This window comes from Chamaesiphon sp. GL140_3_metabinner_50, assembly GCF_025361915.1.
In the GTDB taxonomy this organism is placed as follows: domain Bacteria; phylum Cyanobacteriota; class Cyanobacteriia; order Cyanobacteriales; family Chamaesiphonaceae; genus Chamaesiphon.
In genome coordinates this window covers 1-18,330 of sequence record NZ_JANYJC010000322.1, presented here as the reverse complement: position 1 = coordinate 18,330, position 18,330 = coordinate 1, and the positions used below count along the sequence as shown (strand labels likewise).

At 44.8% G+C, this 18,330-nt stretch carries 21 protein-coding genes; 7 read left to right on the top strand and 14 right to left on the bottom strand.

Annotation, left to right across the window (positions count from 1 at the left end):
- Window positions 1-653, top strand: a 653-nt coding sequence (locus Q0R35_RS15985) for an NnrU family protein (RefSeq protein ID WP_295620555.1), incomplete at its 5' end; no start/stop codon positions are given.
- Window positions 654-780: 127 nt separating this feature from the next.
- On the top strand, window positions 781-1,224 hold the full coding sequence (locus tag Q0R35_RS15980) for a thioredoxin domain-containing protein (RefSeq protein ID WP_366944919.1): 444 nt from the start codon (window positions 781-783) through the stop codon (window positions 1,222-1,224).
- Window positions 1,225-1,291: 67 nt separating this feature from the next.
- Here the strand turns inward: Q0R35_RS15980 and Q0R35_RS15975 are convergent, their stop codons facing one another.
- The 6 genes from Q0R35_RS15975 to Q0R35_RS15950 all read right to left on the bottom strand — a co-directional run bounded on the left by Q0R35_RS15975 (window position 1,292) and on the right by Q0R35_RS15950 (window position 5,042).
- Complete coding sequence (locus Q0R35_RS15975; RefSeq protein ID WP_295620549.1) at window positions 1,292-1,843, bottom strand: hypothetical protein; 552 nt, start codon at window positions 1,841-1,843, stop codon at window positions 1,292-1,294.
- A gap of 145 nt (window positions 1,844-1,988) precedes the next feature.
- Window positions 1,989-3,635 (bottom strand): ABC transporter ATP-binding protein, encoded by a 1,647-nt coding sequence (locus tag Q0R35_RS15970; protein WP_295620545.1) that lies wholly within the window; start codon window positions 3,633-3,635, stop codon window positions 1,989-1,991.
- 84 nt (window positions 3,636-3,719) lie between these two features.
- Complete coding sequence (locus Q0R35_RS15965; RefSeq protein ID WP_295620542.1) at window positions 3,720-4,286, bottom strand: zf-TFIIB domain-containing protein; 567 nt, start codon at window positions 4,284-4,286, stop codon at window positions 3,720-3,722.
- Entirely contained in the window at window positions 4,267-4,404 is a 138-nt protein-coding gene (locus Q0R35_RS15960; protein WP_295620539.1) for a hypothetical protein, read from the bottom strand. Before Q0R35_RS15960 ends, Q0R35_RS15965 begins: the two co-directional genes overlap by 20 nt.
- Window positions 4,405-4,409: 5 nt before the next feature.
- A complete protein-coding gene (gene patD / locus Q0R35_RS15955) occupies window positions 4,410-4,754 on the bottom strand; it encodes a heterocyst frequency control protein PatD (protein ID WP_295620536.1) in 345 nt (114 codons plus the stop codon).
- A 108-nt stretch (window positions 4,755-4,862) separates the two neighbouring features.
- Window positions 4,863-5,042, bottom strand: coding sequence for a hypothetical protein (locus Q0R35_RS15950; protein WP_295620534.1), 180 nt, complete (start codon window positions 5,040-5,042; stop codon window positions 4,863-4,865).
- A gap of 108 nt (window positions 5,043-5,150) precedes the next feature.
- Between Q0R35_RS15950 and Q0R35_RS15945 the strand changes: the two genes are divergently transcribed.
- Entirely contained in the window at window positions 5,151-7,412 is a 2,262-nt protein-coding gene (locus tag Q0R35_RS15945) for a bifunctional (p)ppGpp synthetase/guanosine-3',5'-bis(diphosphate) 3'-pyrophosphohydrolase (protein ID WP_366944920.1), read from the top strand.
- Between the two features lie 268 nt (window positions 7,413-7,680).
- Here the strand turns inward: Q0R35_RS15945 and Q0R35_RS15940 are convergent, their stop codons facing one another.
- Window positions 7,681-8,502, bottom strand: coding sequence for a PD-(D/E)XK nuclease family protein (locus tag Q0R35_RS15940; RefSeq protein ID WP_295620527.1), 822 nt, complete (start codon window positions 8,500-8,502; stop codon window positions 7,681-7,683).
- Window positions 8,503-8,670: 168 nt separating this feature from the next.
- On the bottom strand, window positions 8,671-9,009 hold the full coding sequence (locus tag Q0R35_RS15935) for a hypothetical protein (protein WP_295620524.1): 339 nt from the start codon (window positions 9,007-9,009) through the stop codon (window positions 8,671-8,673).
- 201 nt (window positions 9,010-9,210) lie between these two features.
- Between Q0R35_RS15935 and Q0R35_RS15930 the strand changes: the two genes are divergently transcribed.
- Window positions 9,211-9,387: a hypothetical protein gene (locus tag Q0R35_RS15930; RefSeq protein WP_295620521.1), complete on the top strand. Its 177-nt coding sequence runs from the start codon at window positions 9,211-9,213 to the stop codon at window positions 9,385-9,387.
- A 223-nt stretch (window positions 9,388-9,610) separates the two neighbouring features.
- On the opposite strand, the gene Q0R35_RS15925 is transcribed toward Q0R35_RS15930, so the two are convergent.
- On the bottom strand, window positions 9,611-12,106 hold the full coding sequence (locus Q0R35_RS15925; protein ID WP_295620518.1) for a transglycosylase domain-containing protein: 2,496 nt from the start codon (window positions 12,104-12,106) through the stop codon (window positions 9,611-9,613).
- Window positions 12,107-12,369: 263 nt separating this feature from the next.
- Here Q0R35_RS15925 and Q0R35_RS15920 point away from each other — a divergent pair, with 263 nt between their 5' ends.
- The 3 genes from Q0R35_RS15920 (at window position 12,370) to Q0R35_RS15910 (ending at window position 16,307) form a co-directional block, all read left to right on the top strand.
- Complete coding sequence (locus Q0R35_RS15920) at window positions 12,370-13,632, top strand: response regulator (protein WP_295620516.1); 1,263 nt, start codon at window positions 12,370-12,372, stop codon at window positions 13,630-13,632.
- Window positions 13,633-13,679: 47 nt separating this feature from the next.
- Window positions 13,680-15,152 carry an Hpt domain-containing protein gene (locus Q0R35_RS15915; RefSeq protein ID WP_295620513.1) on the top strand — a complete coding sequence of 491 codons (1,473 nt, stop codon included), beginning with the start codon at window positions 13,680-13,682 and terminating at the stop codon, window positions 15,150-15,152.
- A 111-nt stretch (window positions 15,153-15,263) separates the two neighbouring features.
- Window positions 15,264-16,307 carry an ABC transporter substrate-binding protein gene (locus tag Q0R35_RS15910; RefSeq protein WP_295620510.1) on the top strand — a complete coding sequence of 348 codons (1,044 nt, stop codon included), beginning with the start codon at window positions 15,264-15,266 and terminating at the stop codon, window positions 16,305-16,307.
- A gap of 163 nt (window positions 16,308-16,470) precedes the next feature.
- On the opposite strand, the gene Q0R35_RS15905 is transcribed toward Q0R35_RS15910, so the two are convergent.
- The 5 genes from Q0R35_RS15905 to Q0R35_RS15885 form a co-directional block, all read right to left on the bottom strand.
- Complete coding sequence (locus Q0R35_RS15905) at window positions 16,471-16,746, bottom strand: hypothetical protein (RefSeq protein WP_295620507.1); 276 nt, start codon at window positions 16,744-16,746, stop codon at window positions 16,471-16,473.
- Between the two features lie 74 nt (window positions 16,747-16,820).
- Window positions 16,821-17,099 carry a hypothetical protein gene (locus Q0R35_RS15900; RefSeq protein ID WP_295620504.1) on the bottom strand — a complete coding sequence of 93 codons (279 nt, stop codon included), beginning with the start codon at window positions 17,097-17,099 and terminating at the stop codon, window positions 16,821-16,823.
- Entirely contained in the window at window positions 17,096-17,314 is a 219-nt protein-coding gene (locus Q0R35_RS15895) for a hypothetical protein (RefSeq protein ID WP_295620501.1), read from the bottom strand. Before Q0R35_RS15895 ends, Q0R35_RS15900 begins: the two co-directional genes overlap by 4 nt.
- 157 nt (window positions 17,315-17,471) lie before the next feature.
- A complete protein-coding gene (locus tag Q0R35_RS15890) occupies window positions 17,472-17,861 on the bottom strand; it encodes a hypothetical protein (protein WP_295620498.1) in 390 nt (129 codons plus the stop codon).
- A partial coding sequence (locus tag Q0R35_RS15885) for a DNA cytosine methyltransferase (RefSeq protein WP_295620495.1) occupies window positions 17,839-18,330 on the bottom strand: 492 nt, incomplete at its 5' end. The genes Q0R35_RS15885 and Q0R35_RS15890, both read right to left, overlap by 23 nt.

The following is an 18,330-nucleotide window of genomic DNA, read 5'->3' as shown; positions in this document are numbered from 1 at the left end:
CGATCGCCCATAGCGGACTGGCAGCTTTACGACCTTGGGGCGAAACCAAGATCGGCGCACGGTTGTACCGCGTGTTATTCGCATTAGTGAGTATTCCATTTGCGACTATGCTAATTATTTATTTTTTCAATCATCGCTATGATGGTTGGCAACTGTGGCAAGTTCAGGGTACACCTTGGATCGCTCCCCTGGTCTGGGTTTTGTCTTTTATCTCATTCTTATTTTTATATCCAGCCACTTTCAACTTGCTAGAAGTCGCTGCCGTTCTCAAACCGCAAGTCCGGATCTATGAGACTGGGATTATGCGAATTACCCGCCACCCGCAAATGGTGGGACAATTAATTTGGTGTATCGCCCATACGCTCTGGCTTGGTACTAGTTTTACGCTAGTAACTTCGATCGGATTAATGCTCCACCACTTATTTGCAGTCTGGCATGGCGATTATCGGCTGGGGCAGCGGTATGGCAAGGATTTTGAACTAGTTAAAGCCAGAACCTCGATCGTGCCGTTCTTGGCGATTTTAGACGGCAGACAGACACTAAAATTAGCAGAGTTCCTCCGACCCGCTTACATTGGTGTCGTTGCCTTTGTCTTATTATTCGCGTGGGGGCATCCGTGGTTAATTCAGATGGCTGCTAGGGTATCCTTTTAGAAGGTCGATCGCTAGCTATTACCTAGCCAGATCTGATGACATCCGCCACAGTTCGCAATAATGTTGTCGCGATCCCTTCTCGTTATTCGCCGATCCCCGTACCCCGATCGTGCTAATTAGGGTTAAAATGATTACCTATATAAGAAAATATTTAATATTCAACCAACCGTGTTGTATGATCCATTTTGTAACAGATTTGAATTTCAAGGAACAGGTTCTCGCATCGTCCATTCCCGTATTAGTTAACTTTGGCGCACCTTGGTGTGGCCCATGTAAGTTAATTCAGCCGACACTGATTCAATTTTACGATCGCTGGAGCGAGCAAATTAAACTGGTTAATATTAACGCAGACCAAAATCTCAAGTCAGCTAGTACTTATAAACTAAGGACTTTACCAACTTTAATATTATTTACCAATGGTAGAATCTTAGACCGATTAGAAGGGTTCCATAGTAAAGAAGAACTTCAAGGCAATCTCGATCGGATCGCGATGATTGCTACGCTGAATTCACAAATGGAAGATCGCAGTAAACAGATCCAAATCGATTGGCGACTGGTAGCAACTGAATAAGTTACTACTAGGTACCCAATTTTTTTGTAACTATTGGGTATCGACTCAATCGATAGCTCTGCTATAGTTAATTATCTTTGAGTTTACTTTTAACAGTCGATTCTCGCTTAAACTGTTGCCTGCGAAGACTGTCGATCCGATCGTTTACTTGTTTTTGTAACTCTACTCGATCGACACGTTTGCTATAAATCTTGAGATACTTAATTGCGTCTTCTGTATTACCATCATTTTCTTTGACTCTGGCTAGCGCGAGATAGTCTTGAGTCGAAACCATTGGCGCAATGTCATTGTAACTTTTAATGATTTGGGGAACGACGATAGTTGACAAGAAAACTAAAAATATAAATGATATTTTGGCATCTGGTTTAATCGATTCGACTAAATACATTGCTAGTGCAAACACTAATACCATCACGATCGTCATAAATAGTAAATGCGGATCTTGAAGGAATAAACTAGAAATTTGCTCGACATCTGTGTGGTGTCTGCCGATCGTATATGCGACTAGTGCTGTTGTGGTGGGTAGTGTAAATTGTCGCAGAGCCGAGCCTTTACCACTGAGATGAAAAATCAGCGACAGAATACTGGCGATACTAGCAATGATAGTCCAGAAGGTCATAAACAATAGAGCGGGGTAAGCTGACGTTAGATCCCAATTTTCTTTAACTATTAATTGACGATCGACAGTTAATATTTAGATAGTGGATATCGCGAGTCATATTACCACGCATCGGTCTAAATTTTCTGTAGTAATTTAAAATCTGTTATCCTTGTTTTGTCAATAGGGGTGCGGCTGCTAGTAATTCCTGGGTATACGGCTGCTGCGGATTAAAAAAAATCTCTTGAGTATCGCCCATTTCGACGATTTGCCCTTGATTCATGACGGCAATTCGATCGCACAAAAACCTTGCCAGCCACAGATCGTGAGTGATAAATAAGTAGGTGAGATTGTGTTCGCGCTTGAGTTCTAGCATTAGCTCTAGCACTTCGGCTTGAATCGTGGCATCTAACATGCTCACTGGCTCGTCGCAAATTACTAATTTGGGCTTGGTAATTAAAGCGCGGGCAATGCCTACCCGCTGCTGTTGCCCGCCTGAGAGCTGGTTGGGGTATCTGTCGTAGTATTCAGCCGCTGGATTCAACCCCACCCGTTCGAGCATCGCGAGTACTTGCGATCGCGTTTGTGCTGGCGTGTCGGTAAGCTGATGGATAATTAGGGGATCGGCAATACTTTCGCCGACAGTCATCATCGGGTTGAGCGACGCGCTCGGATCTTGAAAGATCATCTGCATTTCGCGACGTTTGGATCTGATTTGAGCGGGGGATAAAGTAGTAAGTTCTTCGCCGCAAAACGTTACGGTACCGCCCGTTGCGGGAACTAATTGCAAGATCGTCCGCGACAGGGTACTCTTACCACACCCAGATTCGCCGACTAGCCCAAAGATTTCCCCTTCATAGAGTTCGAGGTGGACATTTTCGACAGCTTTAGTAATTTTGGGTTTGGCATTAGTCAGAATTCGCTGAATGAGACTGGTTTCGATCGTGTAATGCTTTTGGAGTCGATCGATCGTCAGGATCGGTTTTTTGAGCGGTGGTGCGGCTGTCAGTTCGACTCGCTCGTTCGTCTGGACGTGGAGAGCCGATTTGAGTAAAGTTTGGGTATATTCAGCCTGCGGATTGCCAAAAATCTGCTCGACTGTACCTTCTTCCTCTTTGCGCCCTTTATTCATGACAACAATCCGATCGCAATAAGTCGCAATCGTCGCTAGATCGTGGGAAATTAGTAATAATCCCATCTGGCGTTCTTGACACAACCGCGTCAATTCTCGCAATATTTCCGCCGATACCCGCACATCCAAACTCGTCGTCGGCTCATCGGCGATAATTAATTTAGGATTGAGTAGTAAAGCTAGTGCGATCGCCACCCGCTGGCGCATTCCACCGCTGAATTCATGCGGGTACTGAGCAAACCTATCTTCAGGAATTTTGACGGCTGCTAGGGTATCTAGAGCGCGTTGTTTGGCTTGTTGTTTGGTAAGGTGCGGCTCGTGCGCTTGGAGGGTTTCCAGACAGTGATTGCCAATCGTCATCAGCGGATCGAGTCGCGTCATCGGATCTTGGAAAATTAAGCCCACAACTTCACCCCGAAACCGCCGCAAGGCTTCAGCATCCATCGCAGGTATGGATTGTCCTTCAAATGAAATGTTACCCTCAATCCGCGAATTCGTCGGTAATAGCCGCATAATCGCCTTACCTAGAGTGGATTTACCACACCCCGATTCGCCTACAAAGCCAATTTTTTCACCAGCAGCCAACTGAAACGAGACATCTTCGATCGCATTTACAATTTGCTGGCTCGATTCCGATTGTGGATAAGTCACCCAGAGGTTTTGGACGGTTAGTAGTGACATGTAAGGAGTAAGGAGTAAAGAGTAAGGAGTAAGGAGTAATTGTCAAAGCCTAAAGCCTAAAGCCTAAAACCTAAAACCTAAAACCTATCCCCGATCCCGCTCGAATCTCCGCATTAAGTAGGCGGCGGCAAAATCGCCATTGGGACTTTTGACGAGGAGATCGGCGAGATCGAAGACGCGCTGTGCCATTTCTACACCTACCTTGTCGATGACGGCTTGACGTTCGAGTTCGTTTTTGTAGCTGGCGCGAACTTGAGCTTGCCAAGTATTAGAAAAAATCTGAGAGATATTAGTATGGAGATCTAATTGTTCGAGAACTTCCCATTCCCCTCGATCGCACCAAACACCGCCGCAGGAGAGACAATGTTCCAGATAAAATGGCTGCTTGAGGGCGATTTTGCCCCTAGCCATCATCATGCCACATTGCGGACATGGTGCAGCTTTAGCATCATAGGGGCTAGGAGTGTAGGGCAGATGATAATTTTGAATTAAGACATCGCGATTTGGTGGCGTGACGGGACGTTCGGATCGCCAGGTTTGATAATTATGTCCGGGAATCCAATCGCCCTCGCATTCTCGACAATGTTTTGTTAATAACAGATCGCTGAGTAGTCCATTGACTAGCTCGGATTTACACTTGGGACACTGCATCTTTAAAATAAGTCGTAATTCGTAAATTGTAAGTCGCAAACCATGTTTGGCGCAGGAGGGTAAAATCCCCCTCAAGTGCGATCGCAGCATGAATGTCTACATTGAGTTTCAAATGCATCGATCTTATGAATTATCGATGACGGCTTGACAATATTGAAGTAAGAGATTTAATTTATGCTGATAGGCTTGACGGCGGAGATCGATTGTGGTGGGATTGCGCGTGGTGGCGATAAATAACGCATCCATAGATATTAACCGGAGTAGTCGATGGCTTTCGGTTAAATACGATCGCATTTTACCAGCGATCGGATCTGGTAAGCTATCGAGATCTTGAGGAATAATCTCGGTCTCGAATAGCTCGATCGCTTGGCTGAGACTAGCTTTGAGTTCTGGTGTCGAGTCACTGGGCAAATTACTCAAGAGGGTAAATAATTGTTGCCAGATTAAAATCTGTGCGGTTGGCAACATAAATAACTCAAATAGAATAGAATATTATATACATAATTCGACGGCTAATACTTTCGATCGAACGCTACAGCCTCAGTTCCGGTCGATCGCTGAGTCAGGACTATATATTTATATTTGCCGATCGCGATCTTGAGATTTTTTGTCGATCGCACACATCATTCCTTCATTTCCATAATACAGTTTACCTAGATCGACAACATCGGGCGAAATTGGAGTATCGATCGCTATCTCCCAAATTGCCATATTATAGCTATCCGTCTCGCTCTCATTATTCTCTACACTCTCCACACCTCCCGGTGGTTGAGCGGAGCCGAAACCACACCCACACTCTCCACACCTCCCCCTATGACTCCTCCCATCCCTGTATCAGAGTGCAATCTTAAAAATGCGAATGAGATGCCAACAGCTAGTGAAGTAATGACTTATAGCTGTGGTATTCCTGATTGGTTGCAGCAGTGTTTGAACACTGCACCAGATAGTAAAGAGCCAGTCGATGTCGATGCTCGATTAATTAAAAATGCCTTTCAATTTGCCTACGAATTGCATGGCGAACAAAAACGCAAATCGGGAGAACCATATATTTGCCATCCGATCGCAGTAGCTGGATTATTGCGAGATTTAGGTGGCGGCGCGGCGATGATTGCTGCGGGATTTTTGCATGATGTGGTGGAAGACACCGAAATTAAAATCGATGAGATTGAAGCGAGATTCGGGCAGGAGACAGCACACTTAGTCGAAGGAGTAACTAAACTTTCTAAGTTTGAATTTTCGAGTAAAAAAGAGCAGCAAGCTGAAAATTTTCGACGCATGTTTATTGCAATGGCGCAAGATATTCGCGTCATTGTTGTTAAGTTAGCCGACAGATTACATAACATGCGAACGCTCGATCATTTACGGATCGAGCGACAGCAAGCAATTTCTCAAGAAACTCGTGACATTTTTGCACCCCTAGCCGACCGATTGGGTTTGGGACGCATTAAATGGGAACTCGAAGATCTCTCATTTAAATACATCGAAGCTGAAGATTATCAGCGGATTCAAGATTTAGTTGCCGAGAAGCGAACCGCCAGAGAGAGCCGAATTGCTAACGTTACCGAAATGATTCGCCATCGCCTCGATCGCGCCAATATTAACTATACCGATATCAGTGGCAGACCCAAACATCTGTATAGTATCTATCAAAAGATGCGCTACCAGAAAAAAGAGTTTGGTGAAATTTACGATTTAACAGCAATTAGAATTATTGTCGAATCAAATCATGAATGCTATCTAGCGTTAGCAGAAATACATGATATTTTCAAGCCCATACCAGGGAGGTTTAAAGATTATATCGGCTTGCCTAAAAATAACCGTTATCAATCATTGCATACTACGGTGGTTGGATTTACAGGCACGCCATTAGAAGTGCAAATTCGGACTTTAGAAATGCACAATGTTGCTGAATATGGAATTGCCGCCCATTGGAAATATAAGCAAACTGCTAAGACAGATAATAAAGCCGATAGCGGAACCGAAACTAGTAAATCAACGACAACTAGAAGAACAGAAGTAGACGAAAAATTCTCTTGGTTGCGACAATTACTAGAGTGGCAAAATGATGTTAAAGATGCGATCGAATTTGACGACCATCTCAAAGATCATTTACTCGAACGCGACGTATATGTATTTACCCCCAAAGGCGAAGTCGTATCTCTCCGCCAAGGTTCCACCCCTGTCGATTTTGCCTATCGGATTCATACCGAAGTCGGTAACCACTGTGCGGGATCGAAAGTTAACGATCGCATCGTCCCGCTATCGCGAACGCTATTAAATGGTGATATTGTCGAGATTATTACTCGCGAAAATAGTCGCCCCAGTCTCGATTGGCTGAATTTTGTCGTCAGCCCTGGCGCGCGCAACCGGATTACCCAATGGTATAAGCGATCGCACCGCGATGAAAATGTGGCGAGAGGGCGAGAATTACTAGAGCGAGAACTGGGCAAAAATGGTCTAGAAGCCCTTCTAAAATCCGAACCGATGTTGGCAGTCGCCCAACGGTGTAACTACATCACTGTAGAGGATTTACTCGCAGGTTTGGGCTATGGCGAGATTACCCAGAAGACAGTAGTAAATCGCCTGCGAGAAACGGTCAAAGATCGCGAAGCTCCTACGCTAGAGCTACCCCCCACGACTTTACCAAAACAATCGACTTCCCCTGTTAGCGACTTCCCGATCTTAGGAATCGAGGGATTATTACATCACTTAGCAGGTTGTTGTAGTCCAATTCCAGGCGAACCAATTATCGGGATTGTCACGCGCAATAGTGGCATTTCGATTCACCGTCAAGGTTGTGTCAATGTCGAACAAATGGACGGTAATCGGTTATTACCAGTCAGTTGGAATACCCAAATCGCCAAAGAGAAACCCCGGACTTATCCCGTCAGCGTCCAATTAGAAGTTCTCGATCGCGTTGGCGTTCTCAAGGATGTTTTGTCCCGCTTGACCGATAATAAAATTAACGTCCGATCGGCAAATGTGATTACCCATTATGCTAGACCAGCTATTATCGATCTATCGATCGAAGTTAGCGATAAGGCACAACTAGAACGCTGTTTTTCGCAAATCAAGCAGATGAGCGATGTCCTCAATATTCGGCGGCTGACTCAATCGGAAAATTAGAGCCAGAGGCAATCTGAGATCTTGGATTCAAATATAGCTATTAGCTTTTTGTGAATAGTGGATAGTGAATAGTGAATAGTACTTATAGCAATCGCCAGGGTGGTTAGGGCAGTAAAACTAGTGCCGCTACAAACCCGACTTTTCCAAAAAGCGGCTCGCGCACGCCTCTGTTTCCCGACGGTTTAGCGAGACAAGACAGTCGGGTTTGTGTCCTAACCGACATGGCAACTGCTGTAATGTCAGTTTTGGTTATCGATTTTTTAAATTATCAAGCTGCGCTATAAGTACAGTGATAATTAAAATTACAGGCTCGACAGTGAGTACCGGGATGGGGCGGAAATAATCGATCGAAGCTGGTGGGATCTAGTTGATATGCTTGAAGTTGCTGTTGGTGAAGCTTGGCAATTGTGGCTAATTTATGGGCGATATCGTCCAATCGCTCTGGAGTGGCGGTAATTAGTTCCGAACTAGTCATCGTCTCTAGATTGTAAAAAGAAGCCACCACATCGAAATCGGGATATAGATATTTACCCGCCAACAGATAAACATCGGCTTGACGAAGATCGGGATCGGCGATTCCGGTTTTGAAATCGATAATCTCGATCTGCTGGCGATTTTGTGCTACAAATTCGCGCTCGACCGATCGAACGATACAATCAAAGGCAGCGTAAAGGTAAAAATTATCTTCATTAATACATACTTCGATCGGGGGTGGAATTGGCTCATCGCCGCGATTTAACAGCACAATTTGGCGATCGCGCAACCAGGGATCGGCTTGATATTGCCTCAGAATCTGCATCACTCGATCGCGTACCACGGCAACCTCATAATACAAGTACAGTCGATCGGCAACTCGTTCGCAGCCCCGTGGATGTTTTAGTAACAAGGGATCGCGATGAAACTCATATACCCCTTGTTGGGCGAGTTTTCCCACCTTTTGCCAAATTGTTTCGGTAAATGGGACGCTGTGTGAATCATCGCTCCGAGCTGTTTGAGTCCACCGCCACCCCCGCTGCATCTGGCAGTGCGTATCTTCCCAGCCTAATGCAGGCTCGAATTGCGACCATAAATGATAACTGGCAAACTCCATGATTTAAGACGCACTCGATCTGATTTTGGCAGTGCAGGCAAATACCGCACACCAGCAAGTCTGTGGGAATGCATGTTGAGATTTAGATACCCCAATCCCCTGAAACGGCACAGTATGAACACATTAGCACGATCGGGGATCTGGGGCTAAATTTAGTGGCAAGCTAAGTTAATTGCAGGCTACCCTGGCGATTTCGCCACCGACAGATCCGGCGGGATAGCCACCACCATCTGGTAACCAGTTAAAGTTATAAAATTCGGACTGCACCTGATAAGGCTGACAAGAGGCTGTCGAACGATGTTTGTTAGGATCGCCGCTGGTACTGAGCCAGAATTGAATGTGTCTCCACCCGCTATCGGTTGTGTACTCAGTGCGAGTATCCAAATCGATCTGGTAGACTGTGCCATCATTGGCTCTGACAGTTCTAAACGATTCGGCAGAAGCTATACCAGCCGTGCCTAAAACGACGCAAGCGATCGATACACAATTGAGGATCGAGAATTTCATGATATTTTCTTTGTTATGTTTAGTTTTAAGCAGCCGATAACGATTTTTGCTGTGCTGTTCCCATGAAAAGCCAACCTAAGACAAGTTAGTTCCAGCCGATTTGTTTGACGATCGAATGTCTCCAATATTAGAGTCAAACTGAAGTATGAGTCGCACTGTTAAAATCCAAAAACATGCTGCTTTCAAATCGGACAATATTTTTTGCCGATTCGTTCCCAAGCCGGATCGAAGGCAATTGAATTTTTCAATCCAGCTAATGGCTGGAAGGTACTAATTCACTCCTCGATCCGATCGATCTCACTCCAATTATCCAATCTGACGATCGGATTGACATCAGTAATTTCATCATTAAAGACAGTTGAGCCAGCCAGCTTTTAAGTATAAAATCAGCTATTTGACTGTCTTTAATTGGGGCTGTGACGATCGACACCCATACGCCAAATCCGCTCTTCCTGTCAGTTTAGACTGAGTGGATAGTGGATCGCACGATCGACAACCGACAGCGCAGATCGAGATTATCTATTAATTGGGCGGGAAAAGAGTAAGTATGCATACTTATCTAACTCAGATCGATACGTGCGATCGATAAATTTAGCACCAATTACTCTTCGCTAGAACGACGACGGCGAGAGCGGCGGGAATCTTGAGAACTACTATTGTTGCTACCGCTTGATTCTTCCGAACGGCTACGACGAGAGCGACGCGGACTCGTCTGAGAACTGCTGTTATTATTGCTATCGGTGGATGCTTCCGAGCGGCGACGACGAGAACGACGCGGACTCTCTTGAGAATTAGGATTGGCATCATCGACTCGTTCGCCATCCTTGGGCATGGGGAGATCGCGACGATAGCGGGGCTTAATGGGATCGAGCTTGAGTTCGGGTTTACGTCCGCTGAGATTATCCGGACGGGGGGGGAAACTTTGGGCGGGGAAATCTTTGACGGCTGTTTTCATAAACTGCGACCAAGCGTAAGCTGCTGTGCTACTAGCATTACCTGTCGGGCGATTATTGTCGTTACCCAGCCACACGCCAGTGACTAACTGGGGGACAAAGCCGACAAACCAGAGGTCGCGCTCTTTATCTGTAGTTCCGGTTTTACCCGCTACCGGGCGACCGATTTGGGCGGAGGTAGCCGTCCCCTCATTAACGACTCCGCTCATCATCCAAGTCATAATCGCGGTCGTATCGGGTTCAAAAACTTTGGTGGGTTCTGGTTTACTTTGATAGATAATTTCACCTTTTTTATTGGTGACTCGTGTAATGCCATGTACGGGATTGTGAATACCCCGATTGGCAAAGGTAGTGTAAGCACTGCTAATCTCTAAAAGATTAACTTCTAGTCCACCTAATGCTATCGAGTAGTAAGGTTCGAGCTTAGATTCGATCCCCATTTTCTTCGCATTGTCAATCACTGGTTGCCAACCAGTATCGATCAGAATTTTAATAGCGATGATGTTGACTGAATTAATCAGCGCATCGTGCATCGTGATGTAGCCCTTAAACTTTTTACCAGCATTTTTAGGCTTATAACCATCGACATCAAACGGCGCATCGAGATAAGATTTATTCGGGCTGATGCCGCCTGCGATCGCAGTTGCATAAACGATCGGTTTGAAGGTCGATCCGGGTTGGCGTTTGGCTTGGGTGACGCGGTTGAATTGGTGGGTTTCAAAATCTGTCCCGCCAACCATCGATTTAATGCCGCCAGTGCGCGGATCGATGCTCACCATTGCCGCTTGTCCGAAGGAACCGCGATTGTTGCGGACGGTGGAGTTGACAACTTCTTCGGCTTTTTCCTGCCACTTGGGGTTGAGGGTGGTTTCGACAGTTAAGCCACCTTCTTTAATTGCTTTGGCAGAGATCCGTTGGGGTAGTTCTTGCTCGATATATTTAGTAAAGTAGCGCGCTGCTTGTTCTTCGCGCTTGAGCGGACTGCGTTTGGGCTTGAGCGGTTCGGCTTTGGCGGTTTTGGCTTCGGCTGCGGTGATAAACTTAGCTTCAGCCATCCGATCGAGTACTAAATTGCGGCGTTGCTCGGCAAATTTAGGATTGACGAATGGCGAGTATTTATTGGGTGCTGGCGGCATGGCGGCGAGAGTCGCCATTTCTGCCAGTGTCAGTTGGTCTACTGTTTTACTAAAGTACACCCATGAAGAGTCGGCGACACCATAGCTACCTTCACCTAAATAAACGAGGTTGAGATAGCGTTCGAGAATTTGGTCTTTGGTCAATCCTTGGGTCAATCTTTGGGCGAGACGCACTTCGCGCAGTTTGCGCCAAAAACTCCGCTCCTGATTGAGATATACCACTCGTGCCAATTGTTGGTTGATGCTACTGGCACCTTCGACGAGGTTTTTAGAAGTAATATTTTGAACGAGGGCACGCGTTACGCCTTTGTAGTCTACGCCGTCATGTTCGTAAAAGCGACGGTCTTCAATCGCGACGAAGGCTTTTTTGAGCTTTTCGGGCATTTGCCAAACTTTGAGCGTCTCGCGGGTGGCATTACCTGTTTGGAGCAAGATACTGCCATCGACACCTTTAATAGTGACCGTTCCGGGACGAACGTAATTAAGCGCATCCGCCGGAGCGTACTCGCTGACACTGCGATCGACAAATACCCAGGCTCCCGCTAGAGCCAAGCAGCCTACACCCAAGCCAGAACCCAGCCAAAATAAACCTCTTTTGTGGAGCGGTTTAGAGCCTTTAAATGGTTTGACGAGCGTTTTACCGATCGTCCCTACCGTCGCGCCGACTGCGGTGGCAGCTTTGCCAGCGGCTATTAATACCGGACGTTGCTTGCGATCTCCCGATTTGCGGTGTTTGGCACTCTTGCCGACGACAGCAGTGTCTGTGAGTTCGCCAGCTTCAGTGGTGGGTACCTTGGGGGTAATGGCACTACTATTACTGGCATAAAGATTGCTAGCCAGATCTGGCGACGAAATACCCCGATCGCGATCGGGAAGTTCGGATTCGTGCGCTGGATGGTTGCCGCGATCGAAATCACCAGCTAACGGTTGATTCTCACGAGGTTTTGCTGCCCCAGCCAGCGGCAATCTTGCGGATAGTTCCTTTAACCTAGCGAATAAATTCAACACGTCAACTCCTAATTTAAACCGGGCAGTCGTCAATAATACTGGCAATCGCGGTTGTCAACACCGTCATCATCTTGTAGCACAAAGGTTGGCGATAACTTAATCTTTGTGACAATCGCTAATGTTAACTGAAGATGATAGCGTACTGGGCGATTACTGGGGAATACTAATGAAGACTCTTAAAATTGGTCATCACAATTATACTAGACATCTTAATTGTTAAGGATCTAAATCTGTTGCCGCGATCGCCCCACTTTCTTGCCTAAATGAACAACGACCTTCACTATTTGACGGCTGCCGACCCCCAACGTAACGCCATCGGTAGATTTCAGTATCTGAGTTGGGGCGAATTTACTGGGTACGTGAATGTTTCGGTAGCATCGGGACGCGCCTGGGAGATTGCATTTTACCAAGGACAGATTGTTTGGAGCCTAGATTTGGCACAACCCAATCGATTATGGCAACGCCTGTTGCAGTCTCATGTCGGTTACGAATATGTCGGGATTAACTTGTTGTTTCAAGCTGCTAATCACACCCAGGCAAATGCATTTGAAAATGGTCGCGCATTTTGCTGGCAATATCAAGGTGCGCTGAATTTGATGACGCTATCCGAAATCAAAAGATCGGAGCTAGAAGCAATTTTGAATACTGCGGCACATGAAACGATTTTCGATCTATTGCAGTATAGCCAAGGACAAAAGCTCAATTTTCGCTCCCAGGCTGAAATTTTTAGCCAACGACCATTGGTAACGATCGATACAGAAGCCGCAATCGAGCGAGCTGAAGTGATGTGGCAAGAGTGGCAAACGCATAAATTAGGCAATATTTCACCAAATAAAACGCCAGTAATCAGACATCCCGTGCAATTGTATCGCCAAACAACGCCGATTATTTATCAAAATTTAGTGCGGGTAATTACTGGTAAACGCACATTGCGGGAAATCACGGTAGAAATTAACGAAGATTTATTATTAACTACCCGATCGCTAATTCGTTATATTCAAACTGGCATCATTGAGTTAATCGATTTACCAGATCTCATCCCCGCCCAAATCGAGACTAAATTTTTAACTGCGGCAGCGACGATTGTCTCAAAACCAGCCCCCAACATCGATCTACCACCTCTACACGCTCCCAGACTTACGGCTGCCAAATTGGTGATTTGTATCGATGATAATCCTCGAATTTGCGAACTAATGAGAGCAATTATTACTGATGCTGGCTATCGATTTATTGCGATTCAAGATGCAACTCAAGCCTTACCGAGATTGCTCGAAACTAAACCAGATTTAATTTTTCTCGACCTGATTATGCCCAAGGTTAACGGTTACGAAATTTGCGGTCAAATTCGGCGGATTTCGGCTTTTACGCAAATTCCGATCGTCATTCTCACAGGTAAAGACGGGTTGCTCGATCGCGTCCGTTCTAAGGTAGTTGGAGCTTCAGAATTTACCTGCAAACCAATCACTAAAAATGCGATTGAAGCCTCATTAAATAAGTATCTTAGCACTGTCAGTAAAGAATCGTGAGTAGATTTGATTGTATAACTAACCACTAGCCACTATCCACTATCCACATGAATGACTCACAAATTCAGGCACGAGCTTATAGCTACTTCCTAGCTGAAGCACCAGAACTAATGCAAACGATCGAGCAAGAAATTCTGACATTACCGTCCGAACATACGACAGCTAAAGTTCATAATTTAATGCGCGCGTTGCATACCCTCAAAGGTGCCGCCGCCAATGTTGGCTTAGATGCGCTTGAATGTATCGCTCACAGTTTTGAGGACATGACGCGCGTTTTTTATGACTTAGATGTAAATATCGATCCGTCGATTCAAACATTGCTATTAGATGGATATTCAGGACTGCAAGAATGTTTAGACGCTCAAATTAACAATCTCGAAATTGATGAAGGATCGATCGTCGAACGGATGTCGGTGACGCTCGAATGTCTAAAGTCAAAATTAGGCGATTGGAGTGAGGCAGATATCGGATTACCGACAGCGATCGAACTAGGATTTGATATCGTTGCTTCAATTTTTGAAACCACCATTCAAGAACAGATCGATGAAGTTGTTACCGCGATCGCCACTCAAGATGCTAGCCTGATTTTAGCCTGTCTCGATCGGGTGACCGATACCTGCATCAGTTTGGCAGAATCATTCGAGTTACCGGGCTTTCTCGCCCTCAATCAGGCAATTCTAGCAGCGATTTCTCATCATCCCGATCGGATAAAGGAAATTGCCTTACTAGCCTTAGTCGATCTCCAGCAAGCCCAAACCGATGTCCTCGCAGGCGATCGCACCAACGGCGGTAGCGTCAGTGTCGATTTGGCACAACTAGCCGCACCCGCTGAAGCTGTCAATGTGCCGCAGCTAGAGGCACATCCTACTGTAGCTATCGATTTGCCTCAAATCGAGCCGTTGGGGTACCCTCTCGGAACGAGAATCGCCAGCCACGATACCGAATTAGCAGCATTCCAAGCATTTTTGATAAGCGACAGATTCCGCAAACGCCATGAATTTAGTGCCGACAATCAACATTTATTCACCCAAATTATCAAGCTGTGCTGGGACTGGTTTAGACATGAAATTCAACCACATCCCGATCGGTTAAATTTAGAACTATTAATAATGACTGAGGGGTTAGCCGATCTAGATTATATCCACCATTGGATCGGACTATTATTAAAAGGTTTGAACACACCTAGTTTTGACATGTCGATTTCTGAAACCCGATCGAGCTTACATCTCTATCAACAATGCTGTGTTTATCAAGTAGTATTTGCTGTTGCCAAATATCTTGCAGATACCGAAACCCATTTACAACTAACTCCAGAATTTTTGACTGAGCTGCGATTAGAATTACAAGCCACCGTAAATACCTACAAACAAGGATCGTCAGTTACTGCTAACGAACGCGGTTGGATCGATCGAATCATCTTACCCCACAATTGGGCGACAAATTATTCGATTAATACTAGTGAAGATTTATTGCTATCTGAAATTTGGGGACAGACAGATTTTGGTAACGATCTCCAGTAAATAGTATTTTTATTTACATCTTTCGATTTTCTATATTTGCGCTAACTTTTGGGCATACTAAATCTAGCCCCAGAATCCGAGCGATATTTTAAATTCCCATAAATATTTCAGATGAAAAGACGTTCTTTGCTGACCTCCAGCCTGCTGTTTTGTGCGAGCTTATCGATGACTGTCGGCTGTAGCGATCGCTCTACTCCAGTCAAAACCCCAGCTTTACCAAATCCGAATGGAATTAAATTAGGGTTTAGTGCTTGGCCGGGTTGGTTCCCGTGGCAAGTCGCACAAGAAAAAGAGCTATTTCAACAAGCAAAAGTCGATGTTAATTTACAGTGGTTCGATAACTATCTCGATTCGATCGCTGCATTAAACAATGGTAAAATTGATGCTAACAGTCAAACACTAGCAGATACAATTAGCTCGATCGCCACAGGAAAAGATTTAGTAGTAGTACTAACCAATGATAATTCTACTGGCAACGATAAGCTGATTATTAGCGAACAAATTAAATCTGTCAAAGATCTCAAAGGTAAAAAAGTAGCCGCCGAAGAAGGTACCGTCGATCATTTCTTACTAGTACAGTCTTTGAAAAAAGTCGGCATGACGATGAAAGATATTATTTTTGTCCCCCTCGAAACCAGTAAAGCTGCGGATGCTTTTGTCGCAGGTCAAGTCGATGCTGTTGCTGTATTTGCTCCATTTACTACTAAAGCTCTAAAACGGCCTGGTAGCAGAGAATTATTTAGCTCTAAAGATTTTCCCGGTTCGATTTCCGACCATTTAGTATTTACACGCAAATTTGTCACCGCTCATCCAGAAAAAGTCCAAGCAGTTGTCGATAGCTGGTTTATGACTCTCGACTTTATTAAAATGGGACGCAATCGAGATGATGCCGATTTAATTATGTCCAAGCGGGCGGGGGTAAGCATGGTAGAATATAAAGAATATCTAGATGGAACTAAAATCTTTTCTGTTGAAGATAATCTCGAAGCTTTTAAATCTGGAAAAGATAACACTTATTTACCACAAGCCGCCGCAGAAACCAGTAAATTTTTACTTGAAAATGGCTTGCTCAAAACTCAAGTAGATATTAGTAGATTATTTGACGATCGATTTGTCAAGGCTTATGCAGCTAAAATTAAAGTTAGATCGAGTTGACGATAATTGATTTTGGATAGATCGGTTGATACTGAAGAATAGATTTAATTCAATTTGAATCAAAATAGGTTCGAGATCTGATTTGATTTTACGATACCTCTTTTCTAGTTTGCGTAATTGCTTTCTAAAGTCAGGAGTAACTCTAATTTCGATAGGGAACGATTCAGTCAACCTCGCTACCCTCCCATAATTGACTGAGAGGTAGCGTATTTTCTGCTACTGCTTGTTTCCAGGACTCTCTAAATCGATCGGCATTAAAGCCCAGATCTTGATCAGCATGGAGTTCTTCTAGAATCAGGGCTGAGGATTTACTTTTACTGAGCTGTGTTGTTGGTACTACTTCTTTGAGATTAACTGTGATGTGTTCGATTACTTTGATTTGTTCGATCGGTGACAATCGATCGATCTCTGCCAGTACTTGCTGTAATTGAGGACTCATCTTTCTACCTCTTAATACTTATTATTTTAACTTGGGTTTCGTTGGTTGAAAACCTGCTTTTGCAATCGCATTTTCTAAAAGTTATCGAGTAACAGATCGTATTCGGCATGAGAACCAACCCAAAACCAAACGATAGAATCTTCATCTAATTGACCGACTGCTCGATAGTCTTTATTGATTCGGACAGAATAAACGGGTAATTTGGAATGAACTTTCTTGAATCGCAAGCTGGGATAATTGGGATCTTGCTGAAATAGCCGATATGCTTTGCGAGTCCGATCAGTCCGATCCTGAATTTGCGTTGGTAGCTCGGCAAACATCTGACGAAACTGAGGAGTAGTAATAGATCTCACAATTTTTCTGGATCTAGCTCTTGAGTTCTACCAGCATGATGCTCTGCCATTGCTTCAGCAACGAGTTTTGCTAATAGATCGGGGGAACGTGCAAATGATTCATTCCACCGATTATCCTCGTTGAGTTCTTCTAGAATCAGGGCTGCGATCGAATCTTGCTCACTAATAGGGCGAGTCTTCAGTTTGGCGATCGCTTCTTCTAGTAATTTAGTCATACAAATCCGTCTAGGTGTAGTTAGTCTGGTTCTATTCTAAATCACTTGTCGATCGCTAGTCCTTCAGCAATCGATCGAGTATATGCTTTGTAGACTCGATCGACAAATCAAAGTACCAAATTATTAGCTGGGATCGATCTCAAGTATAGTCTCGAACTCAAATCGATAATATACGCTTATCCTTATCCATTGCCAAAAAGGTTTCGTTACCTCGATAAATTATATTAATTTGTCCTCCAAATACATCATCGATCGCTAAAAACTTTTTTCCGTCTAGTTCTCCAAATTCACAACCAAATATTGTTCTAGGTAAACTCCCAATATCATTGTAATTACTGGTGCTGAACTGCTCGACATTTTTCAATTGAATAAACAAATATGGCCAATCACTCACAACAGAAGTACTTTCTGCGATCTCATCAGGCAACCACACAGCATCCCACTGAATTGCTAAATTTGCGGTTTGCTCGTAAGCAACATTGAAAAATACCCCAATCCACCCAGAATCATGTAGAGTATATTTTTTATTGAATTCTGTAAACGTCAAGTTTCTCGCTACAGAGTATCGGTCTGTCTGAATGACCGCCTTGATGTCCTCCAGTTTGGGCGCGTAGCGTGGGGCAGATGCTTTTTGCCAAGGTATATCCGAAGCCACCGCGACGTTGTACCACAAGCGGATTGTCTCGGAGAGCGACTTGACGAAAATCGGGTCTAGTTTTCGCTTGGCTCGATTCTCGCGGCGAAGTATCCCCAGACAATTCGCCGCTGTCAGTAAAGAAGCGATAGGCACGTTCGGATCTAAAACTTGCGATAAAGAACACTCTGTCTCGGTTGTGGGGTAAGCCCGAATCGAGAGCGTTACACGATACCCATCCCCCCAAATACCCGTTCGCTTCGAGCGTGTCGATAACTGTCTCAAGGGCGGTTCCTCGCTCGGCGGAGAGCAGACCAGGCACGTTTTCCATGACCAACCACGCTGGGCAAACTTCTCTAACCAAGTCCATAAAGGTGAAGAA

Bases quoted from the DNA above. Each gene is read 5' to 3' on its own strand.
- Q0R35_RS15980 (WP_366944919.1), top strand. From the start codon at position 781: ATGATTACCTATATAAGAAAATATTTAATATTCAACCAACCGTGTTGT.
- Q0R35_RS15975 (WP_295620549.1), bottom strand. From the start codon at position 1,843: ATGACCTTCTGGACTATCATTGCTAGTATCGCCAGTATTCTGTCGCTG.
- Q0R35_RS15970 (WP_295620545.1), bottom strand. From the start codon at position 3,635: ATGTCACTACTAACCGTCCAAAACCTCTGGGTGACTTATCCACAATCG.
- Q0R35_RS15965 (WP_295620542.1), bottom strand. From the start codon at position 4,286: ATGCAGTGTCCCAAGTGTAAATCCGAGCTAGTCAATGGACTACTCAGC.
- Q0R35_RS15960 (WP_295620539.1), bottom strand. From the start codon at position 4,404: ATGCATTTGAAACTCAATGTAGACATTCATGCTGCGATCGCACTTGAG.
- patD (WP_295620536.1), bottom strand. From the start codon at position 4,754: ATGTTGCCAACCGCACAGATTTTAATCTGGCAACAATTATTTACCCTC.
- Q0R35_RS15945 (WP_366944920.1), top strand. From the start codon at position 5,151: ATGCCAACAGCTAGTGAAGTAATGACTTATAGCTGTGGTATTCCTGAT.
- Q0R35_RS15940 (WP_295620527.1), bottom strand. From the start codon at position 8,502: ATGGAGTTTGCCAGTTATCATTTATGGTCGCAATTCGAGCCTGCATTA.
- Q0R35_RS15935 (WP_295620524.1), bottom strand. From the start codon at position 9,009: ATGAAATTCTCGATCCTCAATTGTGTATCGATCGCTTGCGTCGTTTTA.
- Q0R35_RS15920 (WP_295620516.1), top strand. From the start codon at position 12,370: ATGAACAACGACCTTCACTATTTGACGGCTGCCGACCCCCAACGTAAC.
- Q0R35_RS15915 (WP_295620513.1), top strand. From the start codon at position 13,680: ATGAATGACTCACAAATTCAGGCACGAGCTTATAGCTACTTCCTAGCT.
- Q0R35_RS15910 (WP_295620510.1), top strand. From the start codon at position 15,264: ATGAAAAGACGTTCTTTGCTGACCTCCAGCCTGCTGTTTTGTGCGAGC.
- Q0R35_RS15905 (WP_295620507.1), bottom strand. From the start codon at position 16,746: ATGAGTCCTCAATTACAGCAAGTACTGGCAGAGATCGATCGATTGTCA.
- Q0R35_RS15895 (WP_295620501.1), bottom strand. From the start codon at position 17,314: ATGACTAAATTACTAGAAGAAGCGATCGCCAAACTGAAGACTCGCCCT.